The sequence below is a fragment of the Halomonas garicola genome (assembly GCF_055382465.1).
Genome location: NZ_AP043931.1, coordinates 14,993 through 30,979 on the forward strand (window position 1 = coordinate 14,993; position 15,987 = coordinate 30,979).

Annotated in this window: 14 protein-coding genes, 2 pseudogenes and 1 riboswitch; of the genes and pseudogenes, 9 read left to right on the forward strand and 7 right to left on the reverse strand. The window is 62.2% G+C overall.

Annotation, left to right across the window (positions count from 1 at the left end):
* Positions 1–58: 58 nt before the first annotated feature.
* From ACZ46Y_RS00265 to glmS, 3 genes are read left to right on the forward strand one after another with little or no spacing between them, the layout of a single operon-like run.
* Positions 59–1,162, forward strand: a complete 1,104-nt coding sequence (locus ACZ46Y_RS00265) for an FAD:protein FMN transferase (RefSeq protein ID WP_311954775.1) — start codon at positions 59–61, stop codon at positions 1,160–1,162.
* A gap of 4 nt (positions 1,163–1,166) precedes the next feature.
* Positions 1,167–2,534 (forward strand): bifunctional UDP-N-acetylglucosamine diphosphorylase/glucosamine-1-phosphate N-acetyltransferase GlmU, encoded by a 1,368-nt coding sequence (glmU, locus tag ACZ46Y_RS00270; protein ID WP_311954774.1) that lies wholly within the window; start codon positions 1,167–1,169, stop codon positions 2,532–2,534.
* A gap of 33 nt (positions 2,535–2,567) precedes the next feature.
* A complete protein-coding gene (gene glmS, locus ACZ46Y_RS00275) occupies positions 2,568–4,403 on the forward strand; it encodes a glutamine--fructose-6-phosphate transaminase (isomerizing) (RefSeq protein ID WP_311954773.1) in 1,836 nt (611 codons plus the stop codon).
* 644 nt (positions 4,404–5,047) lie between these two features.
* Here glmS and ACZ46Y_RS00280 read toward each other — a convergent pair.
* From ACZ46Y_RS00280 to ACZ46Y_RS00310, 7 genes and pseudogenes are all read right to left on the reverse strand, one after another.
* Positions 5,048–5,218, reverse strand: coding sequence for a hypothetical protein (locus ACZ46Y_RS00280; RefSeq protein ID WP_464380096.1), 171 nt, complete (start codon positions 5,216–5,218; stop codon positions 5,048–5,050).
* A gap of 9 nt (positions 5,219–5,227) precedes the next feature.
* A pseudogene (locus ACZ46Y_RS00285) lies at positions 5,228–5,296 on the reverse strand (hypothetical protein); the annotation flags it as partial.
* 185 nt (positions 5,297–5,481) lie between these two features.
* Entirely contained in the window at positions 5,482–5,739 is a 258-nt protein-coding gene (locus tag ACZ46Y_RS00290; RefSeq protein WP_311949877.1) for a transposase, read from the reverse strand.
* A 154-nt stretch (positions 5,740–5,893) separates the two neighbouring features.
* Positions 5,894–7,819 carry a phosphomethylpyrimidine synthase ThiC gene (gene thiC, locus ACZ46Y_RS00295; RefSeq protein WP_311946655.1) on the reverse strand — a complete coding sequence of 642 codons (1,926 nt, stop codon included), beginning with the start codon at positions 7,817–7,819 and terminating at the stop codon, positions 5,894–5,896.
* 86 nt (positions 7,820–7,905) lie between these two features.
* Positions 7,906–8,042, reverse strand: a riboswitch (TPP riboswitch).
* A 214-nt stretch (positions 8,043–8,256) separates the two neighbouring features.
* Positions 8,257–8,640 (reverse strand): hypothetical protein, encoded by a 384-nt coding sequence (locus tag ACZ46Y_RS00300; protein WP_464380054.1) that lies wholly within the window; start codon positions 8,638–8,640, stop codon positions 8,257–8,259.
* Between the two features lie 134 nt (positions 8,641–8,774).
* Positions 8,775–9,521, reverse strand: coding sequence for a phosphate signaling complex protein PhoU (phoU, locus tag ACZ46Y_RS00305; RefSeq protein ID WP_311946656.1), 747 nt, complete (start codon positions 9,519–9,521; stop codon positions 8,775–8,777).
* Between the two features lie 181 nt (positions 9,522–9,702).
* A complete protein-coding gene (locus ACZ46Y_RS00310; RefSeq protein WP_311946657.1) occupies positions 9,703–9,876 on the reverse strand; it encodes a hypothetical protein in 174 nt (57 codons plus the stop codon).
* Between ACZ46Y_RS00310 and ACZ46Y_RS00315 the strand changes: the two genes are divergently transcribed.
* From ACZ46Y_RS00315 to ACZ46Y_RS00340, 6 genes and pseudogenes are all read left to right on the forward strand, one after another.
* Positions 9,875–10,903, forward strand: coding sequence for a PstS family phosphate ABC transporter substrate-binding protein (locus tag ACZ46Y_RS00315; protein WP_311946658.1), 1,029 nt, complete (start codon positions 9,875–9,877; stop codon positions 10,901–10,903). The two genes, ACZ46Y_RS00310 and ACZ46Y_RS00315, sit on opposite strands and share 2 nt — an antisense overlap.
* Before the next feature lie 123 nt (positions 10,904–11,026).
* Complete coding sequence (gene pstC, locus ACZ46Y_RS00320) at positions 11,027–12,283, forward strand: phosphate ABC transporter permease subunit PstC (protein ID WP_311946659.1); 1,257 nt, start codon at positions 11,027–11,029, stop codon at positions 12,281–12,283.
* A 17-nt stretch (positions 12,284–12,300) separates the two neighbouring features.
* The gene (gene pstA / locus ACZ46Y_RS00325; RefSeq protein ID WP_311946660.1) at positions 12,301–13,467 is read left to right on the forward strand and encodes a phosphate ABC transporter permease PstA; all 1,167 of its coding nucleotides are present in this window, start codon (positions 12,301–12,303) and stop codon (positions 13,465–13,467) included.
* A 75-nt stretch (positions 13,468–13,542) separates the two neighbouring features.
* Complete coding sequence (gene pstB / locus ACZ46Y_RS00330; RefSeq protein ID WP_376717204.1) at positions 13,543–14,352, forward strand: phosphate ABC transporter ATP-binding protein PstB; 810 nt, start codon at positions 13,543–13,545, stop codon at positions 14,350–14,352.
* A gap of 61 nt (positions 14,353–14,413) precedes the next feature.
* Positions 14,414–15,613, forward strand: coding sequence for a chromate efflux transporter (chrA, locus tag ACZ46Y_RS00335; protein WP_311954772.1), 1,200 nt, complete (start codon positions 14,414–14,416; stop codon positions 15,611–15,613).
* Positions 15,614–15,688: 75 nt separating this feature from the next.
* Positions 15,689–15,955: pseudogene (locus tag ACZ46Y_RS00340) on the forward strand (transposase family protein); the annotation flags it as partial.
* Positions 15,956–15,987: the final 32 nt, after the last annotated feature.

Sequence of the window (15,987 nt, forward strand, 5' to 3'; positions counted from 1 at the left end):
GGCTAGCAAACCCGGGCCGACGGGCAACGATACAGAAAAATCAAGGTAAACCATCATCATGCAACAGGCACCATTGAAAGCGCTGTGCGCCGGGCTGGGGCTTCTGGCGCTGGGGCTCCTTGCCGGCTGCGACGGCGGTCAGGAGACCACGACGCCGGCGCGCTTCGAGGGCAGCGTATTCGGCACGTTTTACCAGATCACCGTGGCAGATACCCTGGACCAGAGCGCTCAGGACGCCCTGGAAGACGGGTTTCTTGACGAGCTCGAGCGGGTGGACGAGGCCATGTCCACCTACCGCGACGATAGCGACCTGGTCGCGTTCAACCAGGCGCCCCTTGACGAGTGGCAGTCGCTGCCGCCGCCGCTGGTCAAGGTCATGTCGATCAGCCAGCAGATTTCCCGGCAGAGCGACGGGGCGTTCGACGTGACCATCGGCGGGCTGGTGAACCTCTGGAGCTTCGGCCCCGAGGCCCGCCCGGAAAGCGTGCCCGAGGACGACGAGCTCAACGCGCGTCTTGAGCAGGTGGGCTTTGACGCCCTGGAGGTTGACGCCGAAGGCAGCCGGGCCCGGCGTCGCCGCGACGTCTTTGTCGATCTCTCCGCCGTGGCCAAGGGCTACGCCACCGACCGGGTGGCGGCGTATCTCGATGAGCAGGGTATCGACAACTACCTGGTCAATCTGGGCGGTGACTTGACCACCAGCGGTTATCGTGACCCCGGCGAGCAGACGCCGTGGCGGGTCGGTATTGAAAAGCCTCAGAGCAGCGGCCACAGCGCCCAGTACGTGATTCCGCTAGCGGGCATGTCGGTAGCCACCTCGGGGGACTACCGCAACTACTTCGAGCAGGACGGCCAGCGCTTTTCGCACACCATTGATCCGCGCACCGGCCGGCCCATCAACCATTCGCTTGCCTCGGTTACCGTGGTGCATCCCTCCAACGCCCGGGCAGACGCCTGGGCTACGGCAATGACGGTGCTGGGCGGCGAGGAAGGTATGGCATTGGCGCAGGCGCTTGATCTCAAGGTGCTGATGCTGGTGCGCGACGAAGACAGCTGGCAGAGCCTGGCCAGCCCCGCCTTTGCCGAGTTTATCGGCGAGGCGTTCATGGCCGACCACAAGATCAAGGTAGCCAGGGCTACCTCCGCCGAGACACAAGGATAATCTTATGCACGACGAGCTGGACATAGTCGTTCTCGCCGCCGGCAAGGGCACGCGCATGCGCTCCCGGCTTCCCAAGGTGCTGCATCCGCTGGCCGGCAAGCCCATGGTGCGCCACGTGCTGGATACGGCAGCGGGCCTGAACCCCCAGCGCACTCACGTGGTGATCGGCCACGGCGCCGAAGCCATGCGCGAGGCGCTGGCCGATCAGCCGATACGCTTTTGCGTTCAGACCGAGCAGAAGGGCACCGGGCACGCCGTGGCGCAGCCCCTCGACCAGCTGGGGCACGGCAAAGTACTGGTGCTCTACGGCGACGTCCCGCTGATTCGCCGGGATACCCTGGTGGCGCTGCTTGAGCGCGTGGACGAGAAGCACATGGGGCTTTTGACCGTCACTATGGACAACCCCGACGGCTACGGGCGCATAGTGCGCGACGAGGCGGGTAACGCCGTGGCGATCGTTGAGCAGAAGGATGCCGGCGCCGAGGAGCTGGCGCTGACCGAGTGCAACACCGGCATCATGGCGATGACCGCCGCCCAGCTCAAGCGCTGGATGCCAAGGCTCTCCGCCGATAACGCCCAGGGCGAATACTATCTCACCGACGTGATCGCCATGGCCGCCGAGGACGGCGTGGGCGTGGCCACGGCCCAGCCGGCGACGCCGATGGAAGTTCAGGGCGTCAATAACCGCGCCCAGATGGCCGGGCTGGAACGCGCCTTGCAGCACGCCCGGGCCGAGCAGCTGATGGCCGACGGCGTGGCCCTGGCCGATCCGGCGCGGATTGACGTGCGCGGCACCTTAACCTGCGGCCACGACGTTTTCATCGACGTCGGCTGCGTGTTCGAAGGCGAGGTCAGCCTGGGCGAGGGCGTGCATATCGGCCCCTACTGCCTGATCAAAAATGCCACCGTCGGCGCCGACAGCGTGGTCGAAAGCCACAGCGTGCTGGAGCAGTGCGTGGCCGCCGGGCGCAACGCCATCGGCCCCTACGCGCGGCTGCGCCCGGGCACCCGGCTGGCGGTAGCCGCCCGGGTAGGCAACTTTGTTGAAACCAAAAACGCCGACGTGGGTGAGGGCAGCAAGATCAACCACCTGAGCTACGTCGGCGACGCCACCCTGGGGCGCGGCGTGAACATCGGCGCGGGGACGATTACCTGCAACTACGACGGCGTTAACAAGCACCGCACCCGAGTCGACGACGACGCCTTTATCGGCTCCAATACCGCGCTGGTAGCGCCGGTTAACGTGGGCCAGGGCGCCACCGTGGGCGCCGGTTCGACCATCGCCCGGGACGTGGCCGACCATGCCTTGGGCATTACCCGGGCACCCCAGCGCGAAAAAGCCGACTGGCCGCGCCCGAAAAAGCGCGATTAACCACAAGATCCAGGCTAAACAAGGAGAAAAACTATGTGTGGCATTGTCGCCGCCGTTGCCCAGCGCAACGTCCAGGGCATATTGCTGGAAGGCCTTAAACGGCTGGAATACCGCGGCTACGACTCTGCCGGCATGACGGTGATGCACGGCGATACGCTGACGCGCCACCGCGCCGTGGGCAAGGTCGCGGCGCTGGATGAGTGTCTGGCGGACTCGCCGCTGCCGGGCAAGGCCGGCATTGCCCACACCCGCTGGGCGACCCACGGCAAGCCCATCGAAGCCAACGCGCACCCGCACCACAGCGCTGACCGAGTGGCCGTGGTGCACAACGGCATCATCGAAAATTTCGAGGCGCTCAAGCAGGAGCTTGAGGCTGACGGCTACGCTTTTACCTCCCAGACCGACACCGAAGTCATCGCCCATCGCCTGGCGGCCACCCTTGACGGCGGCGCCACGCTGTTCGAGGCGGTTCAGCAGACCGTGCGTACTCTGGGCGGCGCCTACGCGCTGGGAGTCATGAGCCCCAGCGAGCCCGGCGTGGTCATCGGCGCCCGCCAGGGCAGCCCGCTGGTGGTGGGCGTGGGCATCGATGAGGCCTTTTTGGCCTCGGATCCGCTGGCGCTTCTTCAGGTGACCGACCGCTTTATCTACCTGGAAGAGGGAGATCTGGTCGAGCTCAAGAACGGCGGCCGTGTCCATATCGTCGACCGCGACGGCCAGGCCGTCGAGCGCCCGGTGCAGGTTTATGAATACGCCGACGGGGCGGCGAGCAAGGGCGACTACCGCCACTTCATGCTCAAGGAAATCTTCGAGCAGCCCACCGTCATCAACGCCGCGCTGGAAGGCCGTCTGGGCGAGACAAGCGTGCTCGCGGAAAGCTTTGGCCCCGAAGCGCCGCCGCTGTTCGCGGCAACCCGCCAGATCCACATCATCGCCTGCGGCACCAGCTACCACGCGGGGCTGGTGGCGCGCTACTGGCTTGAGCGCTACGCCGGCGTGCCGGTACAGGTGGAGGTGGCCTCGGAGTTTCGCTACCGCCACCCGGTAGTGGCCGACGGCACGCTGTTCGTCACGCTATCCCAGTCCGGGGAAACCGCCGATACCCTGGCCGCGCTGCGCTTTGCCAAGGAGCTTGGCTATCTGGGCACGCTTGCCATCTGCAACGTGCCGGGAAGCTCTTTGGTGCGCGAGTCCGACCTGGCGCTGATGACCCGGGCCGGCCCCGAGATCGGCGTTGCCTCGACCAAGGCCTTCACGACTCAGCTGGTGGCGCTGATGCTTTTGACGCTGGCGCTGGACAAGAGCAAAGAGGCCCCGGGCAGCGAGCAGGCCGGCATCGTCGCCGCGCTGAAGGCGCTGCCCGATATCTGCCATCGGGTGCTTTCGCTGGACGCCGAGATCGAAGTGCTTTCCCAGGCCTTTGCCGAAAAGCATCACGCGCTGTTTCTCGGGCGCGGCGCGCACTTTCCCATCGCCCTGGAAGGCGCGCTCAAGCTCAAGGAAATCTCCTACATTCACGCCGAAGGCTACCCCGCCGGCGAGCTCAAGCACGGCCCGCTGGCGCTGGTGGACAGCGAAATGCCGGTGATCTCGGTGGCGCCCAACGACGCCCTGCTGGAAAAGCTGAAATCCAACCTTCAGGAAGTTCGCGCCCGGGGCGGGGAGCTGTTCGTGTTCGCCGACGAAAACGTCGGCATCGACGACAGCGAAGACGACGTTTCCGTGCTTCACCTACCCCACGTCCACGAAGCTCTGGCACCGCTGCTCTACACCCTGCCGCTGCAGCTTCTGAGCTACCACGTCGCAGTGCTCAAGGGCACCGACGTTGACCAGCCGCGCAACCTGGCCAAGAGCGTCACGGTGGAGTAGGCGCAGGTAGGTTTGGCTGAAGAAATGTAGGATGGTAATAAAGTTGGTAACCGGGTAAATTAGTTGGTAACTTTGAAATAGAGTTGGTAACAGGAAGCTGATGTGGCAAAGTCAGGCTATTCTCCTCAAGGGGTATAGGGAATGGCCAGCTGCAAACTAGATAAAAAAACGGAAAAATGGATTAAAGAAGAGCGCGGCAAAGGTAGCGGTAGTGATTACCGTCCTTGGCTGACGGTCAGAGACCTATCCTCCAGGGGGCGCTCGCACCGGGTGATGGGGCACCTTACCGGGCGAACCCATCATTTTTTTCTGATACAGAACTGGCAGCCTTCCTGTTGCTTGAATGGAACCCCGCTGTTACCGACATCTGCGAGCAATTTCCTCTCCGAATAGAAGACACTCTATCAATCGCTGACGAAGCCAATATTCGCCACCCCGAGGTAGGCGGATACCATCAGGTCATGTCTAGCGATTTTGTCGTCGACCGCTCCACTCATACTGGGCCAGCAAGGCGCGATGAGCATCGCTAGCATACTGGCTACCCCTGTCCGAATGAACGATCAGGCCTGGCGGAGGCTGCCGTTGGGCCAGGGCCATCTGCAAGGCGTACGCGAAAAGAGGTCCATCACAGCGGCCAGGTACAGCTAACCGCTGCGCGTGCGGATGTAGGTGATGTCAGCGACCCAGGCACGATTCATCGCAGCGGGCTCGAACTGGCGGTTCAGCACGTTCTCGGCGATCGGCAGCGTATGGTGGCTATTCGTCGTGTGGATGAACTTGCGCTTCCAGACCGGACGAATGCCATTGTTGCGCATAAGAGTTCGGAGACGGTGCCGCCCCACCATGACGCCCCGACTATGCAGGGCGGCGCGCAGACGTCGGTCGGCAACCATAGGTCTGATTGGATGCCGTAAAGGCGGCTTTCAGGTGAGTTGTGGCCGGGCATGCCTTAGCGGGCGCGCGAGCCCGTTGGCGAGCGGCATAGTAACCTGATCGACTCACGCCCAGTAGCCGGCACAAGGGGCTACTGGATGGGCCTTCTGTTGCAGCTGATCCGTTGAGCGTAAGGACGCTTTTTTTACAGATCATTATCCTGTCGAAGTTGCCGGTTTTCCATTTCCAGCTGACGAATACGCCGTTGCTCGGTTGTGAGAGGCTTGCCGATCCCCGTTTGGCCTGACAGCTCGGCACTGAACTGTTTAAGCCATCGGCGCACCGCCGTCTCGCCAAGATTCATGTCCCGGCAAACCTGAGTGATACTCAGGCCATGCTCGGTGATCATCTGTACAACTTGCAGTTTGAAGGCTGGGTCGAACGATCTGCGTTTTTGAGTCATTTAGGGCTCTCCTCAATCGGTGAATGATCCACCTATCGAGGTGTCCGAGGCAATTAGACCACTACACCTGTCGATGCTACGCGCCATGCTTGGCGCATAACAAAACGCACCGCCAGATGCTCGGCGGTGCGTTTTGACGATGATACTTAGCGATCTAGACTTCCTGATACAGCTCAGCGCCCTCCTCACGGAATCTCTTCGCCTGTTCTTCCATGCCCGCCATCACGGCTTCCTGATCGCCGGAGAGCCCGTTGGCCGCGGCGTATTCGCGAACCTCGTGGCTGATCTTCATCGAGCAGAACTTGGGGCCGCACATGGAGCAGAAGTGCGCCACCTTGGCCGAGTCCTTGGGCAGGGTTTCGTCGTGGAACTCCCGCGCGGTGTCCGGATCCAGCCCCAGGTTGAACTGGTCTTCCCAGCGGAACTCGAAGCGTGCCTTGGATAGCGCGTTATCGCGACGCTGTGAGGCCGGATGCCCCTTGGCCAGATCTGCCGCGTGGGCGGCAATCTTGTAGGTGATGATGCCGGTTTTGACGTCATCCTTGTTGGGCAGGCCCAGGTGCTCCTTGGGCGTGACGTAGCAGAGCATGGCGCAGCCGTACCAGCCGATCATCGCCGCGCCTATCCCTGAGGTAATGTGGTCGTAGCCCGGGGCAATATCGGTGGTTAGCGGCCCCAGAGTATAGAACGGCGCTTCGTCGCACTCTTCGAGCTGCTTGTCCATGTTCTCCTTGATCAGGTGCATGGGCACGTGGCCGGGGCCTTCGATCATCACCTGAACATCATGTTTCCAGGCAATGCGGGTCAGCTCGCCCAGGGTCTCCAGCTCGGCAAACTGAGCCTCGTCGTTGGCATCGGCCACCGAGCCCGGGCGCAGGCCGTCGCCCAGCGAGAACGCTACGTCATACTGCTTGCAGATTTCGCAGATCTCTTCGAAGTGGGTATAGAGGAAGCTTTCCTGATGGTGGTAAAGGCACCACTTGGCCATGATCGAGCCGCCCCGGGAGACGATCCCCGTGACCCGCTTGGCGGTCAGCGGCACATAGCGCAGGCGCACGCCGGCGTGGATGGTGAAGTAGTCCACGCCCTGCTCGGCCTGCTCGATCAGGGTATCGCGGAATACTTCCCAGGTGAGGTCTTCTGCCACGCCCTTGACCTTCTCCAGCGCCTGATAGATCGGCACCGTGCCGATGGGCACCGGCGCGTTGCGGATGATCCATTCGCGGGTTTCGTGGATGTTCTGACCGGTAGACAGGTCCATGACGGTATCCGAGCCCCAGCGGATGCCCCAGGTCATCTTGTCGACCTCTTCCTCGATGGATGACGTCACCGCCGAGTTGCCCAGGTTGCCGTTGATCTTGACCAGAAAGTTACGCCCGATAATCATCGGCTCGGTTTCCGGATGGTTGATATTGCATGGGATGATCGCGCGGCCGGCGGCGACTTCAGCGCGGACAAACTCCGGGGTGATTTCCTCGGGCAGATTGGCGCCAAAACTTTGCCCCGCATGCTGGTGACCTAAAATCGCCTCGACCTCTTCGCTGCCGGCGTACTCGGCAGAAAAGGCCTGACGCCGCTGGTTTTCGCGGATGGCGATAAACTCCATCTCCGGGGTAATAATTCCCTGGTGGGCGTAGTGCAGCTGGGTGACGTTTTTGCCCGGCTTGGCCCGGCGCGGCGTGCGCGTCAGCTCAAAGCGCAGCGGCGCGAGCATGGGGTCGTTGGCCCGACGGCGGCCGTAATCCGAGGTTGGGCCGTCGAGAAACTCGGTATCGTCGCGCTCTTCAATCCAGGAACGGCGAAGCTCGGCAAGCCCCCGGCGCAAATCCGGCTGCACTTCGGGGTCGCTGTACGGGCCGGAGGTGTCGTACACCAGCAGCGGCGGATTTTCCTCGGGCACGTCGGTGGTTTGAGTGGGCGAGAGAGAGATTTCACGAAACGGCACGCGAATATCCGAGCGCGAGCCTTCGACGTAGACCTTGCGCGAGCCGGGCAGCGGCTGAATCGCCGCATCGTCGACCATGGCGGTTTCGGCGAGAAAATGCGACGTCGAAGACGATGTGGAAATCACTGAAGACATGCAAAAAAGCTCCCTTGGTAGTGGCCAGGGAGGCGTGGGAGACTGGTTGGGTAGTAAAGACGCGCCGAAGACCATCAGCGGCCGGAAGTGCACCAGTGCTTGATCCCTACGCCGGTACCCTTCTCCGTCGGCATGACGGAAAAATTAGCCGGATCAGGTTCAACGGGTCAGCGCTACCATTGCGCTGTCTCAGCCGGAATTACCGACACCCCGTCAAGCGAGAGACACTACTCTAAGCCACGGTAAAGCGGGTTAGCAACCGTCGTTACCCCATAAGAGCTTGCCGGTGGCCTAGGTGGTATACGTCGAGGATCGCCTGCTCTTCGGCCGGCGTCAGGGCGTTAGCCGGCACCGGCCGCTCGACCAAAGGCCGCTGGTCCTCGCGGATATCACCGTCACGGGGCCATCGCTGGTGCGTGCGGGCGGTGATGCCCAGCTCACGGCAGGCCGCTGTCAATAGCCATCAGAAGTGACCCACTTTCGGTCAATAAAACTGTCCCACCCGTGATCGTCAGCTGAGCACCTTCTGCTTCAGCCGGTAGTTCTCCCCGTCCCCCAGATCGCCTGCGCTTTTTTCGCAGTGTCAGCAGCGCCGCCGTTTCAGCCAGGACCGCGTTCTTGCGGGCCAGCTCCTTCTTCAGTGTCTTGATACGCTTGCGCTGCTGCTTGGCCTCATCAGCCTCACGCTGGCGTTCCGTATATGACAGGCTGGCGGTCTGCTCGCAATCGTGACGCCAGCGCTCCAGCTGCTCTGGATAGAGGCCGCGTCGCCGGCAGTACTCCGCGGTCTCTTGGGCGTTCATCGAGGCGGTCTCGACCACGGCGCTGAACTTGTCCCGGGAAGACCAGCCATTGGCGCCCTTGCCCAGCGAGTCAGGTAGGCAACGCGCCTCGGCGCGGGCCTCTTTTCGCCCCCTAACGTTTTATAGAAACAGGGTCTCAGAGGGTGCGACACTCATCCCGACACTGGGGGGGAACCATCCTCGGCCCTGATACTACAGGCTACCTCGTCAGGATTCTGATGGCGCACGTCCATCCCCTTGACCAGGTAGATCACATATTCAGCCAGATTGCTGGCATGATCGCCAATGCGCTCCAGCGAGCGCAGCATCCACATGATGCTCAGCACCGGCGAGATCGCCCGCGCATCTTCCATCATGAGCGTCATGAGTGAGCGCATGGCGGTCTTGTATTCGCTGTCGACATGATCGTCTTCACGCACCACCTTTAGTGCCAGCTCGGTATCGAAGTGGGCGAAGGAGCTCAGTGAATCGCTGACCATCCTGCGCACGTGCTCGCTGATGAGCCGCACCTCGACGAAACCGCGGTTTCCCGAATTGCTCTCGACCAGCTCCAGCGCGTTGCGGGCGATCTTGCCGGCCTCGTCGCCGATGCGCTCGAGATCCGACGTAGCGCGAGTCACCGCTAGCACAAGACGCAGATCCGAGGCCGCCGGCTGGCGACGTACCAGCAGCAGGGTGCACTCGTCGTCGATCTTGACCTGCATGTCATTGACGCGACGGTCGTTGGCTACCACCCGCTGAGCCAGTGCCGTGTCCGCCTCGAGCAGCGAGCGGGTTGCATCCTGTACTTGCTTTTCGACCAGACCGCCCATGGTCATCAGGTGCGTTTTCAATGCCTCCAGCTCTTGGTTGAACTGGCGGGAAATATGCTGGCGGTGGGATTCGCTTGTTGTGCTCATCGGTGGTCCTCCACGGGCGCAGGTAACAAATCATATGCCCGACCATGTCATCGTCGATACGCCTCAGGCGCGGATGGGTAAAGCAGCAGAGGTGCGCAACGGGGCATGTCTCCAGCAGTGCTTTACGGCGACATAAGCAGGTCATGGCGCAACCTCAAAGGTTAGCGAAACAATATTGCAGTTAGATGAAGCGCCACGCTGAATGGATACGATACGACAGTTCTTCAAGGAGGTTTGCAACAGAGCATGGCAGCGGATCGATTTTTTTCCTGGCTGTCATGCGGCTGTCATCTTTGTAGGTCATCTTCGGCATCACGAAAAGACGAATACTTCTCGCACCAGGAGCACTTTTCATGAACCGTACCTTCAAGAACCGCGCTTTCAAGACTACCGTCCTCGCTGCCGCCGTCATCGGCGCTGTCGGTGTTGCCCAGGCCCGTGATCAGGTTCGCATCGTGGGCTCCAGCACGGTGTATCCCTTCGCAAGCTACGTGGCCGAGGAGTTCGGGGCGATCACCGACTACCCGACGCCGGTCATTGAATCCACCGGCTCCGGCGGCGGCCTGCGGCTGTTCTGCAACGGCGTCGGCGAAGGCACCCCAGACATCAGCAACGCCTCCCGCCGCATCAAGCCCTCCGAGTTCGAGCGCTGCGCCGAGAATGGCGTCACCGATATTACCGAAGCCTTCATTGGCTACGACGGCATCGCCTTTGCCCAGTCCGGCGCGAACCCGGCGATGGATGTGACCCGCGAACAGCTGTTCCTGGCCCTGGCCGCCAAGGTGCCGGTGGATGGTAAGTTGGTCGACAACCCTTACAGCCGCTGGAGCGAGATCGACGCCGCCCTGCCGGACCGCGAAATCGCTGTCTATGGGCCGCCGACCACGTCCGGGACTCGGGACGCCTTCGAGGAGCTGGTGATGGAGGCAGCATCCGAGGCAATGGATGCCTATGGCGATGACGGTTTCACCGATATTCGTACCGACGGCGCCTATATCGATGCCGGTGAGAACGATAACCTGATCGTCAGGCGTCTTGTCGAGAATACCAGCGCCTTCGGCATCTTTGGCTACTCCTTCCTCGAGGAGAACGCCGACAGCCTGCAGGGCTCGAGCATCGATGGTGTGGCACCGACCCCCGAGGCCATCGGTAGCGGCGAGTATCCGGTATCGCGCTCGCTGTTTTTCTATATCAAGAATCAGCACGCTGACGAGGTGTCGGCCCTGTATGCCTACGCCGAGCTGTTCATGAGCGAGCAGATGATTGGTGAGCTGGGCTATCTCAAGGGAATCGGTCTGATCCCGGCAGAACAGGACCTGCGCGACGCGGCGCGTGACGAGGTTGAGAGTCGCGTTGCACTCGAGCTGAGCGAGCTGAACTGAGGCGCTGTCATAGGCCCTGCGACGCAATACAGCGGGCCGGCAGCCCGATGGGTTGCCGGCCAGTGGCGGCGTGGCGAACCAGGTATCAGCGTTATCCGTGGATGATCATTTCAAGAGACAGTTATGCACACCGATCAACTCCTTGCCCTGTTCTGCGTTGCCCTGGCGGTGCTGGGGCTGATCGCCTTCTTCGCGGCGCGTGCCAAGGCGGCCAGGGTGCGCGCCAACGGCACTTCGATGCACGCCCAGCCCGATCAGTACGGCTGGTTTGGCGTGCTCTCTACCGCCGCGCCGGCGCTGGCAGTGAGCCTGGTCGGTAGCGTAACCATGCTGCTGGTCGGGGCGAAGATTTCCACCGCCATGCTGCTGGTGGTCAGTATCGCCGTGGCCTGCCTGGGCCTGATGGGCAGCATCGCCATGGTCAGACCCGGGTTTCATGCACGGCGCGCCGTCGAGGCGTTTGTTCGCTTTATGCTGGCCGGGGCCACGCTGATCTCCATTCTCACCACCCTGGGCATTCTGGTCTCGATCATCAATGAGGCAGTGCGCTTCTTCCAAATGCAGAGCTTCTGGGGCTTTATCACCGGAACCGTCTGGAACCCCGGTGCCAGCTTTCTGACGGCCGCCGGTCGCGCCGAGGAGGGCGCCAGCGCCGCCCAATTCGGCTCGCTGCCGCTGTTTGCCGGCACCTTCATGATCACCGCGATCGCCATGCTGGTGGCCATTCCGATCGGCCTGCTGTCGGCCATCTACATGGCGGAGTTCGCCGGCTCGCGCGTGCGCGGCATCGCCAAGCCTGTGCTTGAGGTGCTGGCGGGTATTCCCACGGTGGTCTACGGCTTCTTCGCGGCGATTACCGTGGCGCCGCTGATCGTTGCAACAGCGCAGCTGTTCGGCCTCAAGGCCGACTTCAACAACGCCCTGGCGCCCGGCATCGTCATGGGCATCATGATCATTCCGTTCATCTCTTCACTGTCCGATGACGTGATCCATTCGGTGCCTGACAGCATGCGCCAGGGCGCGCTGGCGCTCGGTCTGACCCATGGCGAGACGATTCGCGACGTGGTGGTGCCGGCGGCGCTGCCCGGCATTGTCTCGGCCTCGCTGCTGGCGGTGTCCCGGGCGCTGGGTGAAACCATGATCGTGGTGATGGCGGCGGGCATGCTGCCCAACCTGACCGCCAATCCGCTGGAAAACATGACCACCGTGACGGTGCGTATCGTTGCCGCCCTGACCGGGGATCAGGAGTTTGCCAGCGCCGAGACGCTGTCAGCCTTTGCCCTGGGACTGGTGCTGTTCGCGGTGACCCTGATGCTGAATCTGGTGTCGGTGATCATGATTCGCCGCTTTCGTGACAAGTACCGGGTCAACAATCTCTAAGCCGAGGAGTCACTGGGATGACACAAGCGTTGGATCATATCGAGGCCCAGCTTCGGCGGCGGCATCGCAAGACCCGGCGTCTGAAAGCGCTGTCCATGGGGGCGCTTGGCCTTGCCGGCCTCTTTCTGGTGCTGTTTTTCACCGACATGCTGATCAAGGGGCTGCCGGCCTTCAAGCAGGCGCAGATTCAGGTCGAGGTCGACTACAGCGAGCAGGCCAGCCAGCTGCCGCTGGCGGCCGTGTCTGAAGCGGTGCGCCCGCTGGTCAGCCGCGGCTATCTGCGCCTGATTCCATCGCGCATGCGAGACGACCCGGCGCTTCAAGGTACCACGCGCAGCGAGTGGGTGCTGGCCGATGGCCAGGTCGACCAGTACCTGAAGGGCCATCACAGCAAGCTGAGCGAGCGCGACAAGGCGACGGTGAATCGGCTGCAGGACGAGGGCCGGGCCGAGCTGCGTTTCAATACGCGGTTTTTCACCAGCGGCGACTCCAAGATGCCCGAGCTTGCCGGCATCGCCTCGGCCGCCGTGGGGACCGTGCTGACCCTGATGGTTACCCTGGCGGTGGCGTTTCCGATTGGCGTGATGACGGCGATCTATCTGGAGGAGTTTGCGCCGGACAACCGCATCACCCAGCTGGTCGAGATCAACATCAACAACCTGGCGGCGATCCCGTCGATTCTGTATGGCCTGTTGGGGCTGGCGATCTTCATCAACTTCTTCGGCGTGCCGCGCTCTTCGCCGCTGGTCGGCGGACTGACGCTGGCACTGATGACGCTGCCGGTGATCATCATCTCGACCCGCACGGCGCTGCGCAGCGTGCCGGACTCCATTCGTCATGCCGGCTTCGGCGTTGGCTGCTCGCGCTGGCAGGTGGTACGCGACCATGTGCTGCCGCTGGCGATGCCCGGCATCATGACCGGCGCGATTATTGGTCTGGCTCAGGCCATGGGCGAAACTGCGCCGCTGATCATTATCGGTATGGTGGCCTTTATTCCCGATATCGGCGGCTCATTCACCGAGGCCGCCACGGTGATGCCGGCGCAGATATTCACCTGGGCGGGCGAGCCCGATCGCGCCTTTATCGAGAAAACCTCGGGCGGCATCCTGGTGCTGCTGGCGGTGCTGATCACCATGAATGCCACCGCCGTGGTGTTGCGCAGGCGCTTCGAGCGCCGCTGGTAGCGCAGGCGCCATAGAGGACAAACCAATATGAGTATGAGCATGAATAGCCACGTTTCACCCACGAGTATCTCGTCCATGAACCGATCTTCGCGCGGTGAGCCGGTGAGCCGCAACGACAGCGCCAATCATGCGCTCAGCGTGCGAGTGCGCGATCTCGATCTCTGGTACGGGCAGTTTCAGGCGCTCAAATCCATCAGCCTGGATATCTACCAGAACAACATTACCGCGCTGATTGGCCCTTCCGGCTGTGGCAAATCGACCTTCCTGCGCTGCCTGAACCGCATGAACGACCTGATTCCCAGGGTGCGCATCGAAGGCCTGGTGGAGATGGGCGGGCGAGACGTGAATGCCGCCAAGGTGGACGAAGTGGCGCTGCGCCGCCGAGTGGGCATGGTGTTCCAGAAGCCCAACCCCTTTCCCAAGTCGATCCATGCCAACGTGGCCTATGCCCCGCGCATGCACGATATCGTCAGCCGCAAGGCCGACGTGGAGGCGCTGGTGGAAAGTTCGCTGCGCGATGCGGGCCTGTGGGAGGAGGTCAAGGACAAGCTGCACCAGCCCGGCACCTCGCTCTCTGGCGGTCAGCAGCAGCGCCTGTGCATCGCCCGCGCCATTGCCGTGCAGCCGGAGGTTATCCTGATGGACGAGCCGACCTCGGCGCTGGATCCGATTTCCACGGCGACCATCGAGGATCTAATGGACCGGCTCAAGCGTCGCTACACCATCATCACGGTCACCCACAACATGCAGCAGGCCGCGCGAATCGCCGATTACACGGCCTTTTTCCATCTGGGGGAAATGATCGAATACAACAACACCAGGACGATGTTCTCGACACCGCATACCAGGAAGGCCGAGGACTATATTACCGGCCGCTACGGCTGAAGGGCTAGGCCATGAGTAACGAAACCTGGACATTGCAGAACGATGACAAGGAATCCGATCGATGAGCCATACGCCACGCCCCTCAGGGCGTGTTAGAGAAGTCTTCAGCGCCTTCCTGCTGCTGGGCCTGACTTCCTTTGGCGGCCCAATAGCCCACCTTGGCTACTTTCGCACCGAGTTTGTGGAACGGCGTCGTTGGCTCTCCGAACAAGCCTATGCCGATCTGGTAGCGCTATGCCAGTTTCTGCCGGGACCAGCCAGCAGCCAAGTGGGTTTCGCCTTGGGGCTGGTGCGTGCCGGTCCTTGGGGTGCGGCAGCGGCCTGGACGGCATTCACCCTACCCTCGGCTGTTGTTCTGGTGCTATTCGCCTTGGGCTCTTCCGTGCTTGATGGCCCTGTCAGCCAGGGCATCATCCACGGCCTAAAGGTGACGGCAGTGGCTATCATCGCTCATGCCGTATGGGGCATGGCCCGCAGTCTCTGTCCCGATCCTGGGCGCGCCGGTATTGCGTTGGCCGCGGTGTTCACTGTGGTGCTGGTTAGCGGCCCGCTGGGCCAGGTAGCCGCCATCGTGATCGGTGCTATGGCCGGCATAGTGCTGTGTCGGGCCTACGTCGCAGTAGACGTTCACGACTTGCCACTGCCTGTTTCGGCTCGTGTTGGCCACCTGGTGGGGCTGACCTTCGTTGCTCTGTTATTCGGCCTGCCGTTGCTGGCCTGGATCAGCCCCACCGCAATCCTGGCGGTCATGAATGCCTTCTATCGCGCCGGCGCTCTAGTGTTCGGCGGCGGGCATGTGGTGCTGCCGTTGCTGGAGGCCGAAGTGGTGCAATCCGGCTGGGTCAGTGCGGATGAATTTCTGACAGGTTATGGTGCCGCCCAGGCTGTGCCGGGGCCGCTGTTTACCTTTGCTTCGTATTTGGGCGCGGTGATGGTACCGCTCAGCGGCAGCCTGTTCGGTGCTGCCCTGGCGCTGGTGATGATCTTCCTGCCCGGAATGCTGTTGCTGGTGGCAGTGCTGCCCCATTGGAGCCGATTTCGCCGCTGGGGCAGCGCTCAGGCGCTGATGCGCGGCGCCAATGCGGCAGTCGTGGGTATTCTGGGTGCTGCCCTTTATCAACCGGTCTGGACCAGCGCCATTCTTGGTCTCAACGAGTTCGCCTTAGCGTTGGCAGGCTTTCTCTTGCTCAGCGTCTGGAAGCTGCCCGCTTGGGCAGTGGTGGTTATCCTGGCCAGTAGCGGCATTCTCATCACTATGTAGCTGGGCATCGCCATCCATGCCAATCAGACAGGCACTATCCCGATAATCGATATTTTCCACGAAAACGCTCAAGACATGATGCACCTTGCTGACAACGTTCTCCATCTGGCGGAGTACCACATCTTGGGCACCAAGATAGAAGAGCATGATCTCCACTACCAAGTCGAAGCTTCTGAGCCTCTAGCCTGCGAGGAGTGCGACGTAGAGGGTGAGCTTGCCAGGTTCAGCAAGCGCGATGTGGACTATCGCGATCTATCCATCCACGCAAAGCGGATCACCCTCTGGGTGGTCCGTCGCCGCTACATCTGTCGAGCCTGCGGCAAGACATTCTGCCCAGCACTGGTCCCTATCCAATCCTGGTCGCTGGACTTGCA